This window comes from Candidatus Polarisedimenticolaceae bacterium, from assembly GCA_036275915.1.
Lineage (GTDB): Bacteria > Acidobacteriota > Polarisedimenticolia > Polarisedimenticolales > DASRJG01 > DASRJG01.
The window spans coordinates 237,938-254,638 of sequence record DASUCV010000004.1; the positions used below are offsets into that span (position 1 = coordinate 237,938).

The 16,701-nt window shown below is 70.2% G+C and carries 10 protein-coding genes and 2 tRNA genes; 7 read left to right on the plus strand and 5 right to left on the minus strand.

Going from position 1 to position 16,701, the window contains the following annotated elements; all coding sequences use genetic code 11:
• Nucleotides 1-4,215, minus strand: a complete 4,215-nt coding sequence (locus tag VFV19_03250) for a MopE-related protein (GenBank protein ID HEX4823305.1) — start codon at nucleotides 4,213-4,215, stop codon at nucleotides 1-3.
• Nucleotides 4,216-4,387: 172 nt separating this feature from the next.
• Here VFV19_03250 and VFV19_03255 point away from each other — a divergent pair, with 172 nt between their 5' ends.
• Nucleotides 4,388-5,617, plus strand: a complete 1,230-nt coding sequence (locus VFV19_03255) for a glycosyltransferase family 4 protein (GenBank protein HEX4823306.1) — start codon at nucleotides 4,388-4,390, stop codon at nucleotides 5,615-5,617.
• Here the strand turns inward: VFV19_03255 and VFV19_03260 are convergent.
• Nucleotides 5,614-6,942, minus strand: coding sequence for an adenylosuccinate synthase (locus tag VFV19_03260; GenBank protein HEX4823307.1), 1,329 nt, complete (start codon nucleotides 6,940-6,942; stop codon nucleotides 5,614-5,616). The genes VFV19_03255 and VFV19_03260 overlap by 4 nt on opposite strands.
• Before the next feature lie 25 nt (nucleotides 6,943-6,967).
• Here VFV19_03260 and hutH point away from each other — a divergent pair, with 25 nt between their 5' ends.
• Complete coding sequence (gene hutH, locus VFV19_03265; protein ID HEX4823308.1) at nucleotides 6,968-8,491, plus strand: histidine ammonia-lyase; 1,524 nt, start codon at nucleotides 6,968-6,970, stop codon at nucleotides 8,489-8,491.
• Nucleotides 8,492-8,569: 78 nt separating this feature from the next.
• Here the strand turns inward: hutH and VFV19_03270 are convergent.
• The 3 genes from VFV19_03270 to VFV19_03280 all read right to left on the minus strand — a co-directional run bounded on the left by VFV19_03270 (nucleotide 8,570) and on the right by VFV19_03280 (nucleotide 9,020).
• A tRNA-Ala gene (locus tag VFV19_03270) sits at nucleotides 8,570-8,645 on the minus strand.
• A gap of 20 nt (nucleotides 8,646-8,665) precedes the next feature.
• Nucleotides 8,666-8,740: transfer RNA gene (locus VFV19_03275), tRNA-Val, on the minus strand.
• A gap of 40 nt (nucleotides 8,741-8,780) precedes the next feature.
• Nucleotides 8,781-9,020 carry a sulfurtransferase TusA family protein gene (locus VFV19_03280; GenBank protein HEX4823309.1) on the minus strand — a complete coding sequence of 80 codons (240 nt, stop codon included), beginning with the start codon at nucleotides 9,018-9,020 and terminating at the stop codon, nucleotides 8,781-8,783.
• Between the two features lie 48 nt (nucleotides 9,021-9,068).
• Between VFV19_03280 and VFV19_03285 the strand changes: the two genes are divergently transcribed.
• From VFV19_03285 to VFV19_03305, 5 genes are read left to right on the plus strand one after another with little or no spacing between them, the layout of a single operon-like run.
• Nucleotides 9,069-10,364: a diguanylate cyclase gene (locus VFV19_03285; GenBank protein HEX4823310.1), complete on the plus strand. Its 1,296-nt coding sequence runs from the start codon at nucleotides 9,069-9,071 to the stop codon at nucleotides 10,362-10,364.
• Between the two features lie 23 nt (nucleotides 10,365-10,387).
• Entirely contained in the window at nucleotides 10,388-10,825 is a 438-nt protein-coding gene (locus VFV19_03290) for a hypothetical protein (GenBank protein ID HEX4823311.1), read from the plus strand.
• Complete coding sequence (locus VFV19_03295; GenBank protein ID HEX4823312.1) at nucleotides 10,822-14,730, plus strand: ATP-binding protein; 3,909 nt, start codon at nucleotides 10,822-10,824, stop codon at nucleotides 14,728-14,730. The genes VFV19_03290 and VFV19_03295 overlap by 4 nt, the downstream gene beginning before the upstream one ends.
• Nucleotides 14,731-14,745: 15 nt before the next feature.
• Nucleotides 14,746-15,153, plus strand: coding sequence for a YkgJ family cysteine cluster protein (locus VFV19_03300; protein ID HEX4823313.1), 408 nt, complete (start codon nucleotides 14,746-14,748; stop codon nucleotides 15,151-15,153).
• Nucleotides 15,150-16,697 (plus strand): ABC transporter substrate-binding protein, encoded by a 1,548-nt coding sequence (locus VFV19_03305; protein ID HEX4823314.1) that lies wholly within the window; start codon nucleotides 15,150-15,152, stop codon nucleotides 16,695-16,697. Before VFV19_03300 ends, VFV19_03305 begins: the two co-directional genes overlap by 4 nt.
• Nucleotides 16,698-16,701: the final 4 nt, after the last annotated feature.

Genomic DNA, 16,701 nt, shown 5'->3' on the forward strand with positions numbered 1-16,701 from the left:
CTACGGGCAAGGATTCGCGTTCGGCCTCGGCGTCCCCGCGCTGTTCGTTCCCAGCGACCCCTCGACGCCTCCGGTCACTCCCGTGACGAGGCTGAACTCCACCTGCCCGCTCCCCGGCACGATCGTGTCGAGCGAGAACTGGTCGGTGACCTGGCAGGCCCTCGACGCGAGCGGATTCGACCCCGGCGCCTGCGTGTACGTGCCGGACAAGCGGAGCACGGAGAGATCGCCGGTGTAGACGTTGAACGCCGACGGTCCCGTCTCCTGCTGCCACTCGACGTACGTCTTGTCGTCAGTGCCGAAGATGTAGATCAGGCCGTCGTTGAGGTCGCAGGCGTCGCCCTCGCCGTCGTGGTCGAAGTCGGATTGCGTGGGATTGGGTTCGGCGATGCAGTTGTCGCAGTTGTCTCCGACTTTGTCGCCGTCGGTGTCGACTTGCGACGGGTTTGGCGCGAGCGGGCAGTTGTCGCACGCGTCGCCGATCGCGTCGCCGTCGACATCTGACTGCGAGGCGTTCGAGGTGTTCGGGCAATTGTCACAGGCGTTGCCGACATGATCCCCATCGCTGTCCGTCTGGGTCGGGTTCGAGATCGTCGGACAGTTGTCGCAGGCGTTGTGCACGCCGTCCCCATCCGTGTCGACTCCCTGCGCGTTCTCGTCGACCTGCCCGTTGCAGTTGTCGTCGATGCCGTTGCAGATCTCCGCGGCACCAGGATGGACCGCGGGGTTCGAATCATTGCAATCGTTCTGGCAGATCCGATACCCGTCGCCGTCGGCGTCGGCCTCGTTCGCCGGCACCGTGGGCCACGACGGATCGGAGCAGTTGTTGTTCTTGCCATCGCAGAGCTGCGGCGCGCCCGGATAGACGGTCGCGTCGTTGTCGTTGCAATCGCCCTGACAGATGCGGAACGCGTCGCCGTCGGCGTTGGCTTCGTTGGCGGGCACCGTGGGCCACGACGGGTCCGAGCAGTCGTTATTCTTGCCGTCGCAGAGCTGCGGCGCGCCCGGATAGACGGTCGGATCGTTGTCGTTGCAATCTCCCTGGCACGTCGTGAACGCATCGCCATCGACATTGAACCCTTCGTCGATGCGGCCGTCGCAGTTGTCGTCGATGCCGTTGCAAACCTCGACGGCGCTCGGCTTGATCGCCGGGTTGGCATCGTTGCAGTCGCCGCGCGACGCGACGTAACCGGCGGGCTTGTCGCACGACGTCGTCGTGACGTTGTCGTCGCCGTAGCCGTCGCCGTCGGCATCGCGGTACCAGGTCGAGAGCGCGCATGTCCCGAGGCAGTAGCGGCCACCTCCCGATGTCTGCGGGCTACCGCCCCAGACGATCATCTCGGTGCCCGCGACGACACCGGCGTGACCCGACCGCACGTCGGGAACGAGCCCCGTGACGGATGTCGGCTGCCAGGTGTCGGACGCCAGGTTGTAACGGCCTCCGCTGTTGTAGAGATAGCCCGCCATCTGGAAGTTCGCGCCGCCCCAGACGATCATCTCGGTGCCGTTCCAGAGCGCCGTGTGGGAGATACGCGCACCCGGAGCGCTCGCGGTGCTCGTCGTGCCGAACGTGTCGGTCGCCGGGTTGTAGCGCAGCCCCGTGTTGAGTTGGCTCCCACCAGCTGAACCGCCCCAGATGATCATCTCGGTTCCAGTCCAGACCGCGCTGGCGTCGGTGCGAGCCGCGGGTGCGCCGAAGCCGGAGTACGTCGGCGTCCACGAATCGGTCGCGAGATCGTACCGGCCGCCGGTATTCGTCGGATTGTTGTTGGCCTGGCCACCCCACACGACGAGCTTCGATCCCGTCCACGTGAACGCCATCCCCGAGCGCTGGGAAGGCGCTCCCGTCGTCGACACGGGGGACCATGTATTCGACGAAGGATCGTAGATCGAGCCCGTGTTCAGGAAGTTGCTCCCGCCGGCGTCACCGCCCCAGATGATCAGACGCGTCCCCGTCCAGACACCTGCATGCGACGAGCGCGCTTGCGGAATGTTCGCCGTGGGGATCCACGCATCCGCGACCGGGTCATACCTTCCCGTCGAGGTTCCTCCGTTGAACCCGCAGCTGACGATCATCGCTTTTCCGGTCCAGACCGCCGTGTGGCCGGACCTCGCTGCCGGCGCGTTGGTCGTCGCCGTCAACGTCCACGCATCGAGCGCCGGGCTGTATCGGCCGCCCGTGTTGAGATAGGCCGTCTGGCCGGTGTTCGTCTGCTCGCCGCCCCACACGATCATCTCGGCGCCGGTCCACACCGACCCGGCCTTGTTGGCCGGCGGCGGACGCAGACTTCCTTCCGAGATCGGGGTCCACGTATCCGTCGCCGGCGAGTACCTCGCCCCGCTGCGCAGCACCTGCGAGAAATAAGAGGTGCGACCACCCCAGACGATCATCTCCGAGCCGGTCCAGACGGTCGAGTGCTTCCAGCGGCCGGTCGGCACTCCGGGCCCGGTGCTCGTCGGCGCCCACGTATTCGTCGACGGGTTGTAGCGTCCACCGGTCGTGAAGCCGGGTCCGCTGGTTTCGCTCGTCGTCCCGCCCCAGACGATCATCTCCGTTCCCGTCCAGACGCCCTGCGGCCAGTCGCGCTTCGGCGGGACGTTCGCGCCGGTGCTCGTCGGGGCCCACGTGTCGGTCGAGGGATCGTAAAGACCGCCGGTGTTGTCCTGCTGTCCTCCCCACACGATCATCCGGCTCCCGGTCCAGACGGCGACGTGATTGCTGCGTGCGGTCGGCGTCGTCGCGTCGAATCTCGTCGGCGTCCACGAGTCGGTCGTAGGGTTGTACCTGCCGCCGGTGGCGCCCGCGCTGCCGCCCCAGACGATCATCTCTGTTCCGGTCCAGACGGCGCTGTGACCGACGCGACCGGTCGGAACGTTCGTCTGCGAGAACGGAATCCAAGCGTTGAGCGGGAGGCTGTAGCGCGAGCCGAGGTCGGACGTGCCGCCCGACGCGGGGTTCCCGCCCCAGATGATCATCTGCGTTCCGGTCCAGACTGCGGTGTGGCCGTAGCTGCCGCGGCTCGCGGGGGCGTTGGGTGGGATCGGCGTCCAGGTATCGGTCGCGGGGTTGTAGCGGGATCCGTCGTTGAGCGCCCCGATCCAATTCGTGTACCCCCCGTAGACGAGCATCTCGCTGCCGGTCCACAGCGCGGTGTGCGAGCGGCGGGCGACGGGCGCCCCCACCATCGTCGTCGCCGACCAGGTGTCGGTCGCCGGGTTGTAGCGATAGCCGGCCTGCGAAAGGCTGCCGCCCTCGTTCGGCTGGTCGGAGCCGCCCCAGACGATCATCTCCGATCCGGTCCAGACGCCCGTGTGGTAGTTTCGCGGATCGGGACCGTCGCTCCCCAAGCGCTTCCAGGTGTCGTTCGTGCAGGCGGCGTCCGGAAGGGCCGGTACTGCGATCGCGTCGGCGGCGAGCGCCGAGCTCGGCTCGACCGTCGCCGCAGTGCTCTTCCACCATGCATCGAACGCCGGCTTGTCCCAGCGGACGGTCGCCGCCGTAATGGCGTCGGCGTCGGACGAAACGATCCGCGTGAGGGTGTAGGCCGCGTCGTCCTCTTGAAGCAGACCGTCGTTCTTCTCGAGCCAGGCACGACGTTCCTCGAACTCCGGCGGCGCAAGAACGACGGCGTCACCTGCAGCTTGGGCTCCGCGCCGCCATGTCGTCTCTCGGAAGCCCGGTCCCGAGCGATGCATCGCGGGGATGGACGTCAGGACCGCGGCGCCGCGCTCCGCGCTCTCCCTCGTACTGCTTTGAATTGCGCCGTCCGAGGCGAAGAATTGATGGACGAGCCGGTCCGCGAGAATTGGACGCACGAGCGCCTCGGCGATCAGTCTTGGATCGTTGTTGAGGGCGTCGAGCAGCTCGCGCAGGACGTCCGGCGCTTGCGTGCCGGCCGTCATGCGCTCGAGCTCGGCCTGAATCTCGGGCGCGGTGAGCGGATGATTCCAGCGCGTGGCCAAGACTGCCGATTGCCGCAGCGCGAGATCGACCTTCCCTCGAAGCACCTCGGGCGTCACGACCGTGTCGAAGGCGGGCCGAGGCTCGGTGCTCGCCCAAATCCTGTGCCGCCAGTACACCTCCTCGATCGACTTCTGGGCCGCGATGCGCTCTTCGAGGGTCAGCGCTCGAGGCGTCGCGTGGGCTGCACCTGTCATGAAGAAGGAAAGGGAAACCGCGACCACCGCGGCGCGAAGCCGGCGTTGACGGCCCATGACTGCCTCCCCCGCCGCCGGATCGACGACCGGCGGTCCTCCGTTGCGGACGTGTTACGCCGATAACTCGATGGCGTCAAGACAATGAAGCGATTTGTCACACGCCCGAAGCCACGTGGCGGAGGCGGCGATGTTGCGGCCTCTCGGCAAAGGACTTATGGTTCGCGATCGCGTGCGCATTCTCTACGTTTCTCAGTATTTCCCCCCCGAAGCCGGCGCACCTTCGGCGCGCGTCCACGAGCTGGCGCGCGCCTGGGTCGCGGCGGGCCACGACGTCACGGTTCTCACGGCGTTCCCCCATCACCCGACGGGTATCAAGAAGAAGGAAGACCGCCGTGTCCTGACGCGCCGCGAGACGGTCGACGGGATCGACGTCATCCGGTCGTACGTCTACGCCGCGCCGAACCAGGGGACCGGGAAGCGCATGCTGTCCTATGCGTCGTTCATGGCGTCCGCGGCGGTGATCGGCCCCTTGCGCGCGAAGCGGCCCGACGTCGTCATCGCAACGTCACCGCAGCTCCTCTGCGGGGCGGCCGGCTGGGCGGTCGCGCGCATCCTGCGCGCGCCGTTCGTCTTCGAGGTCCGCGATCTCTGGCCCGAGTCGATCCTCGCCGTCGATGCGCTCCCCGACTCGTTCGTCGTGCGGCGCCTCCGCGGTCTGTCGCGTTTCCTTTATCGGCACAACGAGCAGCTCGTGGCGGTCGGCGAAGGCTACAAGAGGAAGATCGTCGAGCTGTACGGCATCGACGCGTCGCGCATCGAGGTGGTCACGAACGGGATCGATACGTCGACTTTCATCCCCGGCATTCGAGACAACGAGGTCCGGCGTGCGTACGGATGGGGCGATCGCTTCGTGGCGCTCTACCTGGGGACGCATGGGATGGCGCACGCCCTGGACAAGGTCCTCGAGTCCGCTGCGGCGCTCCGCTCACGCCCGGACATCTTGTTCGTGCTCGTCGGCGAGGGAGCGGAGAAGGCGAACCTCAAAGCGCAAGCTCAACGGCTCGCCTTGCCGAACGTCCAGTTCATCGATCAACAGCCGAAGGCGCGCGTGCCTCTCTTCTACGCGGCGTGCGATCTCGGCCTCGTCACGCTCAGAAACACGCCGCTCTTCCAGGAGGTGCTCCCCTCGAAGATCTTCGAGTACCTCGGCATGGAGCGCCCGATCCTGATCAGCGTCGACGGCGAGGCGCGGCGTCTCGTCGAGGCGTCGGGCGGAGGACGCTTCGTCCCACCCGAGAACGTCCCCGCGATGACCGAGGCGATCCTCGCGGTCGAACGAGACCGCGCGACGTGGGCGGCCGCCGGCCCCCGCGCGCGCGCCTACGTGCTCGAGCACTACGATCGACGGCAGACCGCGGAGCGTTACCTCCGGATCTTGGAGAGAGTCGCCGCGCGCTAGGACCCGACCGCCGCGAGCTTCCGCTCGAGCAGGCTCCCCGGCCGGACGATGCTCTGCGCACGATCCGGGCCGACCGAGACCATTGCGACCTCGGTGCCGATGATCGCGCCGAGGCGCTCGAGGTAGGCGCGCGCGGCGGGCGGCAGCGCATCCCACGTCGTGATCCCGGTCGTGTCGGTCTTCCATCCGGGCAGGCGCTCGTAGACCGGCTGAAGTCTCATCGCGTCGGAGACGACCGGGGGGAAGGAGCGCACCGGCTTGCCGCCCTGCGTGTAGCCGGTGCAGACCGGGATCTCATCGAACGCGTCGAGGACGTCGAGCAGCATGATGCAGACGGTGTCGAAGCGGTTGATCCGCTGCGCGTAAGCCGCCGCGGCGCCGTCGAACCACCCGCACCGGCGCGGGCGGCCGGTCACGGTGCCGAACTCGCGGCCGCGCTTGCGGAGCGTCTCGCCGAAGCCTTCGGGGCCGTCAAGGAGCTCGGTCGGCATCGGCCCGCTGCCGACGCGGCTGCAGTACGCCTTGAAGACGCCGGCGATCGCGTCGACGCGTCGCGGCGAGACGCCGAGGCCGGCGCAGAGACCGCCCGCCACCGTCGACGACGAGGTCACGAACGGGTACGAGCCGTGGTCGAGATCGAGGAGCGTGCCCTGCGCACCTTCGAAGAGGATGGAGCGCCCTTCGTCCATCCAGTCGTTCAGGAGCAGGGACGTGTCGGCGACGAAGGGCCGGAGTCGCTCCGCGTACGCCGTCGCCTCCGCCGCCATCGCCGCGGGATCTCCCGGATCGTCCCCCGCCTCGCGCAGGCGCCGGCCGTACTCACCGGCGACGAGACGCCCGATCTTGAGCGTCAGGTCCTTCGGATCGTAGAGATCGCCGACGCGCAGGCCGACCCGCGCGGCCTTCGCCTCGTACGTCGGCCCGATCCCGCGCTGGGTCGTGCCGATGCGCGCCGCGTCCCCCGCCTCGCGCTCGCGCGCGGCGTCGATGCGCGCCATCAGCGGGAGGATCACGTGCGCGCGGTCGCTGATGAAGAAGCGGCCGTCGAGCGAGATTCCGGCGCTCGCGAGGCCGTCGAGCTCGGCGATGAGCTTCGCCAAGTCGAGGACCGTCCCGTTTCCGATGACGATGCGCGCGTCGGGCCGGAAGACGCCGGACGGGATGTGCTGAAGCGCGTGGCGCTTGCCGCCGATCGTGACGGTGTGGCCCGCGTTGGGCCCTCCCTGATAGCGCGCGACGACGTCGAAGCGGTCGGAGAGGAGATCGACGACCTTCCCCTTGCCCTCATCTCCCCATTGCGCGCCGACGACCGCGAGGTTTCCCATGCGGGCGCGATGGTAGCATCGCGTCATGCGTGTTTCGATCGATGGATCCTCCCTCACGCTCGAGGCGGTCGAAGAGATCGCGCTCGGCGCGTCGTGCACGTTGACGCCGCGCGCGCGCCGCGCCGTCGCCGCCTCGCGGCGCGCGGTCGAGAAGGCGGCGCGCGGCGATCGCCAGGTCTACGGCGTCAACACGGGCTTCGGCCACCTCGCGAACGTGCGCATCGCGCCCGAGAACCTCGCCGAGCTGCAGGTCAACCTCATCCGCAGCCACGCGGCGGGGACGGGGCCGGCCCTCCCGCGAGAGACGGTCCGCGCGATCCTGGCCCTTCGAGCGAACTGCCTCGCGCGCGGCCACTCGGGACTTCGAGCCGAAACCTTGGAGGCGATGCTCGCCTTCCTCCGCGCCGACATCGTTCCCGTCGTGCCCGCGAAAGGCTCCGTCGGCGCGTCAGGCGATCTCGCGCCGCTCGCGCACGTCGCGCTCGCGCTCATCGGCGAAGGCGACGTGTTCCATCGCGGCCGGCGGATCGCCGCCGCGGCGGCGCTCAAGCGCGCACGTCTCTCCCCCGTCGTGCTCGAGCCGAAGGAAGGGATCGCGCTCATCAACGGCACGCAGGTCATGACCGCGATCGGCGGACTGGCTCTTCTGCGCGCCGAGCGCCTCGCGGTTCAAGCGGACATCGTCGGCGCGATGACCCTCGAGGCGCTCAAGGGATCGCATCGCGCCTTCGATCCGCGCATCCACCGCGCGCGCCCTCAGCGTGGCCAGCAGGTCTCGGCGGAGAATCTACGGAAGGTCCTGCGGGACAGCGCGATCGAGGATTCCCACCGCGATTGCGGGAGAGTGCAAGACGCCTACTCGCTGCGATGCATGCCCCAGGTCCACGGTGCCGCGCGCGACGGGTTCCGCTACGTCCGCGAGATCTTGACGATCGAGATCAATGCCTCGACCGACAATCCGATGGTGTTCGCGGAGCGCGGCGACCTCGTCTCCGGCGGCAACTTCCACGGGCAGCCGGTCGCGGTCGCGCTCGATCAGCTCGCGATCGCGGCGTGCTCGCTCGCGACGATCAGCGAGCGGCGCATCGAGCGGCTCGTCAATCCCGCGCTCTCCGACCTCCCCGCCTTCCTGGCCGAGGACGCCGGGCTGAACTCGGGCCTGATGATGGCGCACGTCACCGCGGCCGCTCTCGTCTCGGAGAACAAGGTGCTCGCTCACCCCGCGAGCGTGGACACGATTCCCACCTCCGCGGGGAAGGAAGACCACGTCTCGATGGGGGTCCACGCCGCGAGGAAGGCGGAGGAGATCGTGAGGAACGCGGAGACGGTGCTCGCGATCGAGACGATCGCCGCCGCGCAGGCGCTCGACTTCCTGGCGCCGCTGACGCCCGGCGCCGGCGTCGCCGCAGCGCATCGCGCGTTCCGCCGTGTCGTGAAACGCCTGAGGCGCGACCGCGTGCTCGCGCCGGACATCGAGAAGGCGAGGGAAGCGATCGTCGCTGGCGCGTTGCGTGAGGCGGCCGAGAAGGTGGTCGGAAGACTCAGTTAACAGTTCACAGTTCACAGTTCACAGTTCACAGTCCGGAGACTGTTGACTGTGAACTGTCGACTGTCGACTTTCCCGGGGTGGTGGACGGCAAGGGGATCGAACCCTCGACCTCGGCGTTGCGAACGCCGCGCTCTCCCAGCTGAGCTAGCCGCCCGTTTTTCTCCCGGACCCAGGTGGTGGGGCGTGCAGGATTTGAACCTGCGACTTCCACCGTGTGAAGATGGCACTCTACCGCTGAGTTAACGCCCCTTTGTCGTCGCACTCGGCTTCGCCGTGCCCGAAGCGCGCTTTATAGCACACGCCCGACCGCGACCGCGATCTCGAACACCCCACCCTCGCGCGGGGTCTCGCCGAGGTAGACGTGTCCTTCGATGTTGCAGAAGGCGAGGACGTCGAGAGGAGCGGCCGGGTCGGTGGCGACGAGGACGACGCGGCGCCCTGCGGGGAGGCCGCGCAGCTTCCTTTTGAGTCGGAGGACCGGCACCGGGCAGTAGAGCCCGCGCGCGTCGACGATCTCGTTTTCGGCCACGAGGGGCAACTTAGCATTTCTCCGGGACCGGACCCTATATTCCCCCCGATGTCCGATCCCGTAGGCGCGCGTGTCCTCCTCGTCACCGACGATCCCCTGGGATCGCGCTCCCTCGCGGAATGGATCGGACAGACGGGACATCAGGTCGAGACGGTGGCCGGGACCGATGACATCGCCGGCGAGGACGACGACGCGCTCGGCCTCGTCGTCACCGACCTCGACACCGACGACGCCCGGTCCCGGGCTCTTCTCGAGAGCTTCGCCTCAGGCACGCTCTTCCGCACGACACCGAAGCTCCACGTCTTTCGCGACCTCGCGCTCCTGCGCACGATGCGCGCCGCCGACCCCGCGCTCGCCGCGACGACGATCCCGGCGCCGCCGAAGGCGGAGGATCTCCAGGCCCGCGTACGGCTCGCGATCGAGATCGGCCGGCTCGAGCGCCTGCTCGCGCGGCACTCGGTCCGCGACTCGCTCACAGGGCTCACGAACCGCCGTTACCTGCTTCTCCGGCTCGAGGAGGAGATCGCGCGCGCGCGCCGCTACGGGACGCCCGTGTCGCTCGCCCTCTTCGACGTCGATCATCTGAAAGACATCAACGACGGTCACGGCCAGGCCGCGGGTGACGCCGCGATCCGCCATGTCGGACGGATCTTGAGGCGCCACGTGCGGCGCGAGGACGCGATGGGGCGCCTCGGCGCCGACGTCTTCGGCGTCGTCCTCGCCGGGAGCCGGTACCGCGGCGCCGCGACGATGGCGAACAAGGTCCGCACCGAGGCCGAGGAGGCCGACCTCGAGCACGAAGGAACGACGTTCGCGATGCGCCTCTCGGCGGGGATCTCGACCTTCCCGGACAACAAGGCGATCACGGGCGCGGACGACCTCGTGCGCGTCGCCGAGGACGCCGTGCGCCGCGCGAAGTCGCGCGGCGGCAACCGCGTGTTCATCGACGAGGGTGTGCTGCGCCAGGAGCGCCGGGTCGTCCTCGTGGCCGACCCCGACGCGGAGCTGCTCGAGCTGGCCGAGGACCTGCTCACGCTCGACGACTTCCGCGTCGTGAAGGCGGGCACGGGGCGCGCGGCGCTCGAGGCGTTGCGTTTCCGGCTTCCCGACCTGGCGGTGGTCGAGCTCGGCATGCGCGAGCGCGACGGCGGCGTTCCGCTCGTCGAGCGCATCCAGGAGCTCTACCCCGGGAGCCGCTTCCCGATCGTCGGGCTCCTCGAAGGCGGGAGCGCCGATCCGGAGTCGCTCTCCCGCCTCGGTGTCGACCGGTTCATCACGAAGCCGTTTTCGCTGAGCCTCCTCAGGAGCGCCGCCCGCGAGCTTCTCGAGTCGTACAGGGTGTAGGATCGCCGCGGAAGGTTTTCTTCATGCGCGCCGCCCTCATCGGACTCGCCCTCGTCCTGGCCGCAGCGGCGAGCCCAGCCGCGCCGCAGGGCGACGACGGCGGGCGCCAGGCCGCGATGCGCTTCGGCCGTGCGCTGACGAGCGGCAAGGCCGATGCGCTCCGCCCGATCCTGCCGCAGAAGGGTAAGGTCAAGCTCACGCTCGCGGTGTTGGCGCAGGAGGACGGCGCGTTCGCGGCGAGCCAGGTCGAGGCGCTCTTCCGGGAGTTCCTCGCCGGGGGCAAAGTCACGAGCTTCGAGGTGACCCGCTTCGAGGGTGACGGCAAGGCCGGGGCGTTCGCGCACGCGAACGCAACGGTGGTCGACCACGAGGGGCACACCGTCAAGCTCGGGATCCATCTGTGGCTCGAGCCCGAGGGCGATCGCTGGGTGCTGCGGGAGGTCAAGGAAAGCACCGGATGACGAAGGGCCGCGTCGCGCTCTGGCTCCTCGTCCCCGCCCTCATCGTCGCCGGAAGCTACGCCCGCGGATGGCGGCTCGGCGCGGCCCGGGCCGGCGGGGAGGAAGCGCGCCTCCGCGTGGCTGCCGGGTTCCTCGACCGCGAGCTTCAGTCCCGTGTCCTCGCGGCGACGCGCTACGCGCTCGCGCTGCGCGACCACGGACTCGAGGCTGCCGATCCCCTGCCGAAGGCGCTATCCGATCGACTCGAGGGGGCCGGCGTGCTCCGCGCGGGCGCCTTCGAGCGATGGACCGGGACGCCGGCCGAGCCTCAGGAGTTCGGACCCGAGCCGGGCGTCCGCCTCTCGCGGCGGGGCATCAGAACGAGCCTGCTCGTGAGGACCCCGGCCGATGCCGACGGCCGCGCGGGAGCCGCATCGTTCGTGCTCGAGATCCGCTCGGGAGCGGTCGGGGCGGCGCGATGGCTCCCGACGGGATCGCCCGCGATCACGGCGCAGCTCGACGACGCGGCTCCTCCCGCATCGCCGGGTTACGACGCCGGGCCTCCGGCGCGGCTCGTGTGGGAGTGGCGCGACCGCGAGGGGCACCGCGTGGCGGCGATCGTGCTCGAGGACCGGCCTGCCGCCTCGGCGGCGGCCCGTGCGCGCGCGATCGGGTGGGCCTGGTCGGCGCTCGCGCTGGCGCTCCTCGCCCCTCTCGTGTGGGCCCGCCGCGCGGGAGCCGGCGATGGACGCCGTGCGCTCGCCCTCATCGCCCTGATCCTCGTCGTCCGCGCGGCGCTCGCCGCCGGACGGACTCTCGAGGAGCTCCTCCCGCGCGAGGTCGCCACCGCGAGCCTCTACGGCCGCGGAGGGGCGCTCGGCTGGCTCGCATCTCCCGCGGCCCTCGCCGCGACGGCCTGGGCGTTCTACCTCGTCGCGATGATCGTCGCCCGGTGGGCGGCCCGGCATCGCGACGACCCCGGATTCCGGCGAGCCGCCGTCGCCGCGATCGCCGCCGCCGGTGTCGTTGCTGCGATCGCGCTCGGCGGGTCGCTCGCGCGCGATGCGCGTATCCCGGTCCCCCGCCTCGCCCTCGCCGTCCCCGGCTCGCTGCTCCTCGCGATCGCGCTGGCGCTCGTCCTCGCCGGGACGGCGGAGGCGGCGGCCACGGCGCTCCTCCTCTCGCGCCGCTCCGGCACCTCGCGGACCGCCGTGGCCGTCGCGCTCGTGCCGGTCACCTTGATCGCGCTCGCCAACCTCCACCGCACCGAGGTTCGGATGATCGAAGACCGCTTGCGCGTCGAGTTCGCGCCGCTCGTGCGCGATCAGAGCGCGCGGCGGCGGGTCGCCTTGACGGCGAGCGTCGGCGAAGCCGCGGCGAATCCGGACGTCGCGCGCGCGCTCGCGCGCTATCCCGAGGACGACGATCCGTTCCTCGCGTACGGCCTGTGGACATCCTCGGCGCTCTTCCATCAAGGGTTCGCCTCGTCGCTCAACCTCTACGACGCCGCGGGGGTACGGCGAGGGCATTTCGAGTTCGCCTTCCCGCAAGTCGGAGGCGCCGGCGAGGCGGCTCCGCGGGCCGCAAACGGGCCGGTGACCGTCGCGAAGGAGACGATCCCGATCGGATCGTCCTCCCTCGTCGTCCTCCACGCCGAGGCCACCGTGCGCGATGCCGAGGGAGCGATCCTGGGCCGCGTGGTCGGCCACGTCCTCGAGGACCCGTCGAACCTGCCGTTCCTTCCGGGGAGCGCGCCGTACCTCCAGGCGTTGGGACACGGGGCCGTCTCCCCGGACGACGCCGCGCGCGATGCGCCGGACTACGTGCTGTTCGACGAGACCGGCCACGTCGACCTGACGACCGTGCACCAGCCCCCGGCCCCCGACGCCGCCCTGCGCGCCGCGGCCGCCGCCTCGCGGGTGGTCGGCGTCGGCGCCGGCGACACGCGGTTCCTCGCCCTCCCGATCGAGGACGGCCGCCGCCTTCACCTGCTGATGGCGCCCGCCCCGACCTGGCTCGACGCGACCGCGGACGTGGTCCGCATGCTCCTCCTCGGCGTCGCGGTCCTCGCGATCGCCGCGCTCTGGCGGATCGTGGTCACGCCCGGAGGGCTCGAGTCCCTGCCCGATCTCGTCCGCGGCTCGCTGCGGCGGAAGCTGCTCGCCGCGGGCCTCGCGGCGTCGATCATCCCGCTGGTCGCGATGGCGCTCCTCCTCCGCGCGTCGATCGAGCGGCGGAGCGAGGCGAGCCTCGCCGACACCGCGGCGACGGTCGTCGGCGCCGCGCAGCGCGTCGTGGAGGACTACCAGAGCGTCGGCGACGACGACCAGGCGGCACCGCCGCTGCGCCTGAACGACGAGGCCCTCTCGTGGCTGAGGCGCGTCGTCGGCCAGGAGATCCATCTCTTCGAGGGCGGCGAGGTCGCCGCGACCTCGAAGCCGGAGCTCTTCGACTCGGGGCTCGTGAGGACGCGCCTCGCGGGCGAGGTCGACCGCGCGATCGTTCACGCCGGCCAGCCGTTCGTTCTCCGGAACGAGAAGCTCGGGGAGATCCCGCTCCCCGTCGCCTACGCCCCGGTCGACGTGCGCGGCGGCCCGACGGATGCCGTCATCGCCGTTCCTCTCGTCGTCGAGTCGCGCGCCGCGTCGCGCTCGGTGGAGCGCCTCGTCGAGATGCTGCTCCTCTTGACGACCGCGCTCGTCGGCCTCCTCGCCGGGACGTCCGCTCTCCTCGCGCGCTCGGTCGCGCGGCCGATCCGGCGGATCGCCGATGCGTCGCGGCGGATCGCCGAGGGTGACTACGACGCCCGCCTCGCCTCCTCCTCGCGCGACGAGCTCGGGGCGCTCGTCGGCGACTTCAACCGCATGGCCCGCTCCCTCGCCGACCAAAGGGCCGACCTGACGCGGCGCCGCGATTACATCGAAGCGCTCCTCCGGCACGCCACGACGGGGGTCATCTCGACCGACGCGTCGGGGATCGTGGTGACGATCAACCCGGCCGCGGAGACGCTCCTCGGCGGAGCGGGGCGCGCGCCGCGCCGTGGCGCCGCGCTCGACGACGAGCTGGCGCCCGCCCTGCGCGCCGCCCTCGCCGCTCAAGGCTTCGCGCCGGATCCGGTCGAGGTCGACCTCCCGGCGGGCGACCGTCCGGTGCGCCTACGCGTCGTGCGGGTCCCGCTCCCCGATCCCGCCGGCGGCGACACCGGCTCGCTCGTGCTCCTGGACGACGTGACGAGCCAGGTGCGGATGCACCAGCTCGCCGCGTGGGCCGAGATGGCGCGCGCGATCGCTCACGAGATCAAGAACCCGTTGACCCCGATCCAGCTCTCCGCCGAGCACGTGAGGCGCCTGCTCGCCGATCGCGGCGTGCTGCCCGAGGCCGAGATCGAGGCGTGCCTCGAGACGATCACCCGCCAGGTGCGCGAGCTCAGGGAGATCTCGACCGCGTTCTCGGCCTACGCGAAGATCCCCGATCTCGCGCTCGAGCGCCTCGAGCCCGACGCGTTCCTCCGGGACGTGGCCGCGCCGTACCGCGTGGCCCCTCCCCCCGGCGTGCGCGTCGAGGAGGACCTCACGCCGGCCCACGAGATCCTCGCCGACCGTCGCAGCCTCGCGCGGGCCGTGGTGAACTTGATCGAGAACGCGCTCCAGGCGATGCAGCACGGCGGGACGCTCCGCGTGCGGACGCGCGACCTCGGCGCCGATCGTGTCGCGCTCGAGGTGGAGGACGACGGCCCCGGCCTCGCCCCGGAGGTGCGGCGTCATCTCTTCGAGCCGTACTTCTCGACGAAGAGCGCGGGCACCGGCCTCGGCCTCGCGATCGCGCGCCGGGTCGTCGAAGCGCACGGCGGGACGATCGAGGCCGCGAGCGCCGAAGGGCGAGGCACCGTCTTCCGCATCGTCTTGCCCGTGGCGCCTCCCGTCTGACTTATACTCGCGCCCGTGTGGTACGACGAAGGCGTCCGCTTCCGCTGCCGGCCCGATTGCGGTCGCTGCTGCACGCGCCACGGCGACTACGATTACGTCTACTTGAACCGCGCCGACGTCGCGCGCCTGGCGGCCCATCTCGAGCTCGAGACGGCCGAGTTCAGGAAACGGTACACCGCGAAAGACGAAGGCCACACGATCCTCAAGATGGACGGCCCGGCCTGCCCCTTCCTCGACGGAACGCGATGCTCGGTCTACCCGGCGCGGCCTTCGCAATGCGGCACGTTCCCGTTCTGGCCGGAGAACCTCGCGAGCAAGAAGACCTGGGAAGCTCTGAACGAGTTCTGTCCGGGGATCGGCGAGGGGGAGATCGTCCCCCTCCATGTCATCCGCGAGCAGCTCCGGAAGCACACCGCATCGTGAAGCGGGCCCTTCTCGCCGCCATCGTCGTCGTCCTCGTCGCCTGCTCTAGCCCGAAGACCGAGCGCGGCGGAACGCTCGTCGTCGGCTCGACCACCGACGTCGATGCGTGGAACGAGTACGTCTCCCAGCAAACCTTCGCCTTGAACCTCCTGCGGCGGGTCTACGCGCGGCTCGCCCAGGAGCAGGGGGACACGCGCGATCATCCGCCGTCGTTCGAGCCGCTCCTCGCGAAGTCGTGGACGACCTCGCCCGACGGTCTCACCCTCACCTTCACGCTGCGCGACGCGATGTGGAGCGACGGCACGCCGGTCACGGCCGGAGACGTGCGGTTCACGTGGACCGCGCAGACTTCTCCCGACGTGGCCTGGACCGGCGCTTCGTTCAAGGAGCACGTGAAAGACGTCGAGGTGAGGGACGCGAAGACCGTCGCGTTCCATTTCGACCGCGCGTACCCCGAGATGCTCGCCGACGCCGTCGAGGGCGGCATCGTCCCCGAGCACGTCTTCGGGAAGGTCCCGTTCGCGTCGTGGCGGACCTACGACTGGTCGCAGGTCAAGATCGCCTCGGGGCCGTTCGTCCTCGAGAGCTGGCGGCCGGCGGAAGAGATCGTGCTCAAGCGCAACCCCCGCTACTTCGACGCGGAGCGCCCGCGCGTCGACGCCGTCGCCGTCCGCGTCGTTCCCGACATGGGGAACCTCAAGACGCAGCTCCTCGCCGGCACGGTCGACCTGGTCGACGGGGTGCCGCCGTCGGACGCGGCACACCTCAGCGCAGGGCAGGGCATCACGCTCGTCGCCTACGACAATCCGATGTTCGACTACATCGGCTGGAACTGCGCGAAGAAGCCGTTCGACGACCCCGAGGTCCGGCGCGCGCTCACCCTCGGCATCGACCGCCAGGCGATCGTCGAGGAGGTGCTCTACGGCTACGGCCGGATCTCGACCGGTCCTTTGCTCTCGAGCTGGTGGCCGGCCGATCCCGATCAGAAGGCGTGGCCGTACGATCCGAGGGAAGCGCAGCGCCTCCTCGCCGCGAAAGGGTACGACGCGGCGCACCCGCTCGCCTTCGAGCTGACGACGAACTCCGGCAACCGCGTCCGCGAGGCGGTGTCGGTGAAGATCCAGGCGCAGCTGGCGAAGATCGGCGTCCAGGTGACCCCGCACTCGTACGAGATGAAGACGTTCCGGGAAAAGAACTCCAAGGGCGACTTCGACGCCTACGTCGCCGGGTGGCGGTTCGGCGGCAAGCTCGACCTGAAGTCGATCTTCGGGTCGACGGAGAAGCCTCCCGGCGGGTCGAACGTCGTTTCCTACGCGTCGCCCGAGGCCGACCGCATCCTCGACGCCATCGGCAACGCTAGCGACTGGCAGACCGCCAAGGCCTCGTACGCGGCGCTCGCCAAGCGGCTCCACGACGACCAGCCGTACACGTTCCTCTACGAGAGCCGGCGGCTCCTCGCGGTTCGCGACCGCGTGCACGGCGTGAAGGTCGACGTCCCCGCCGACCCGTTCGCCCGGATCGACGGCATTTGGCTCGCGCCGTGACGCC

Excerpts from the sequence above, each read along its gene's own strand:
- VFV19_03250 (HEX4823305.1), bottom strand. The coding sequence starts at position 4,215 with ATGGGCCGTCAACGCCGGCTTCGCGCCGCGGTGGTCGCGGTTTCCCTT.
- VFV19_03260 (HEX4823307.1), bottom strand. The coding sequence starts at position 6,942 with ATGGGAAACCTCGCGGTCGTCGGCGCGCAATGGGGAGATGAGGGCAAG.
- hutH (HEX4823308.1), top strand. The coding sequence starts at position 6,968 with ATGCGTGTTTCGATCGATGGATCCTCCCTCACGCTCGAGGCGGTCGAA.
- VFV19_03285 (HEX4823310.1), top strand. The coding sequence starts at position 9,069 with ATGTCCGATCCCGTAGGCGCGCGTGTCCTCCTCGTCACCGACGATCCC.
- VFV19_03290 (HEX4823311.1), top strand. The coding sequence starts at position 10,388 with ATGCGCGCCGCCCTCATCGGACTCGCCCTCGTCCTGGCCGCAGCGGCG.
- VFV19_03295 (HEX4823312.1), top strand. The coding sequence starts at position 10,822 with ATGACGAAGGGCCGCGTCGCGCTCTGGCTCCTCGTCCCCGCCCTCATC.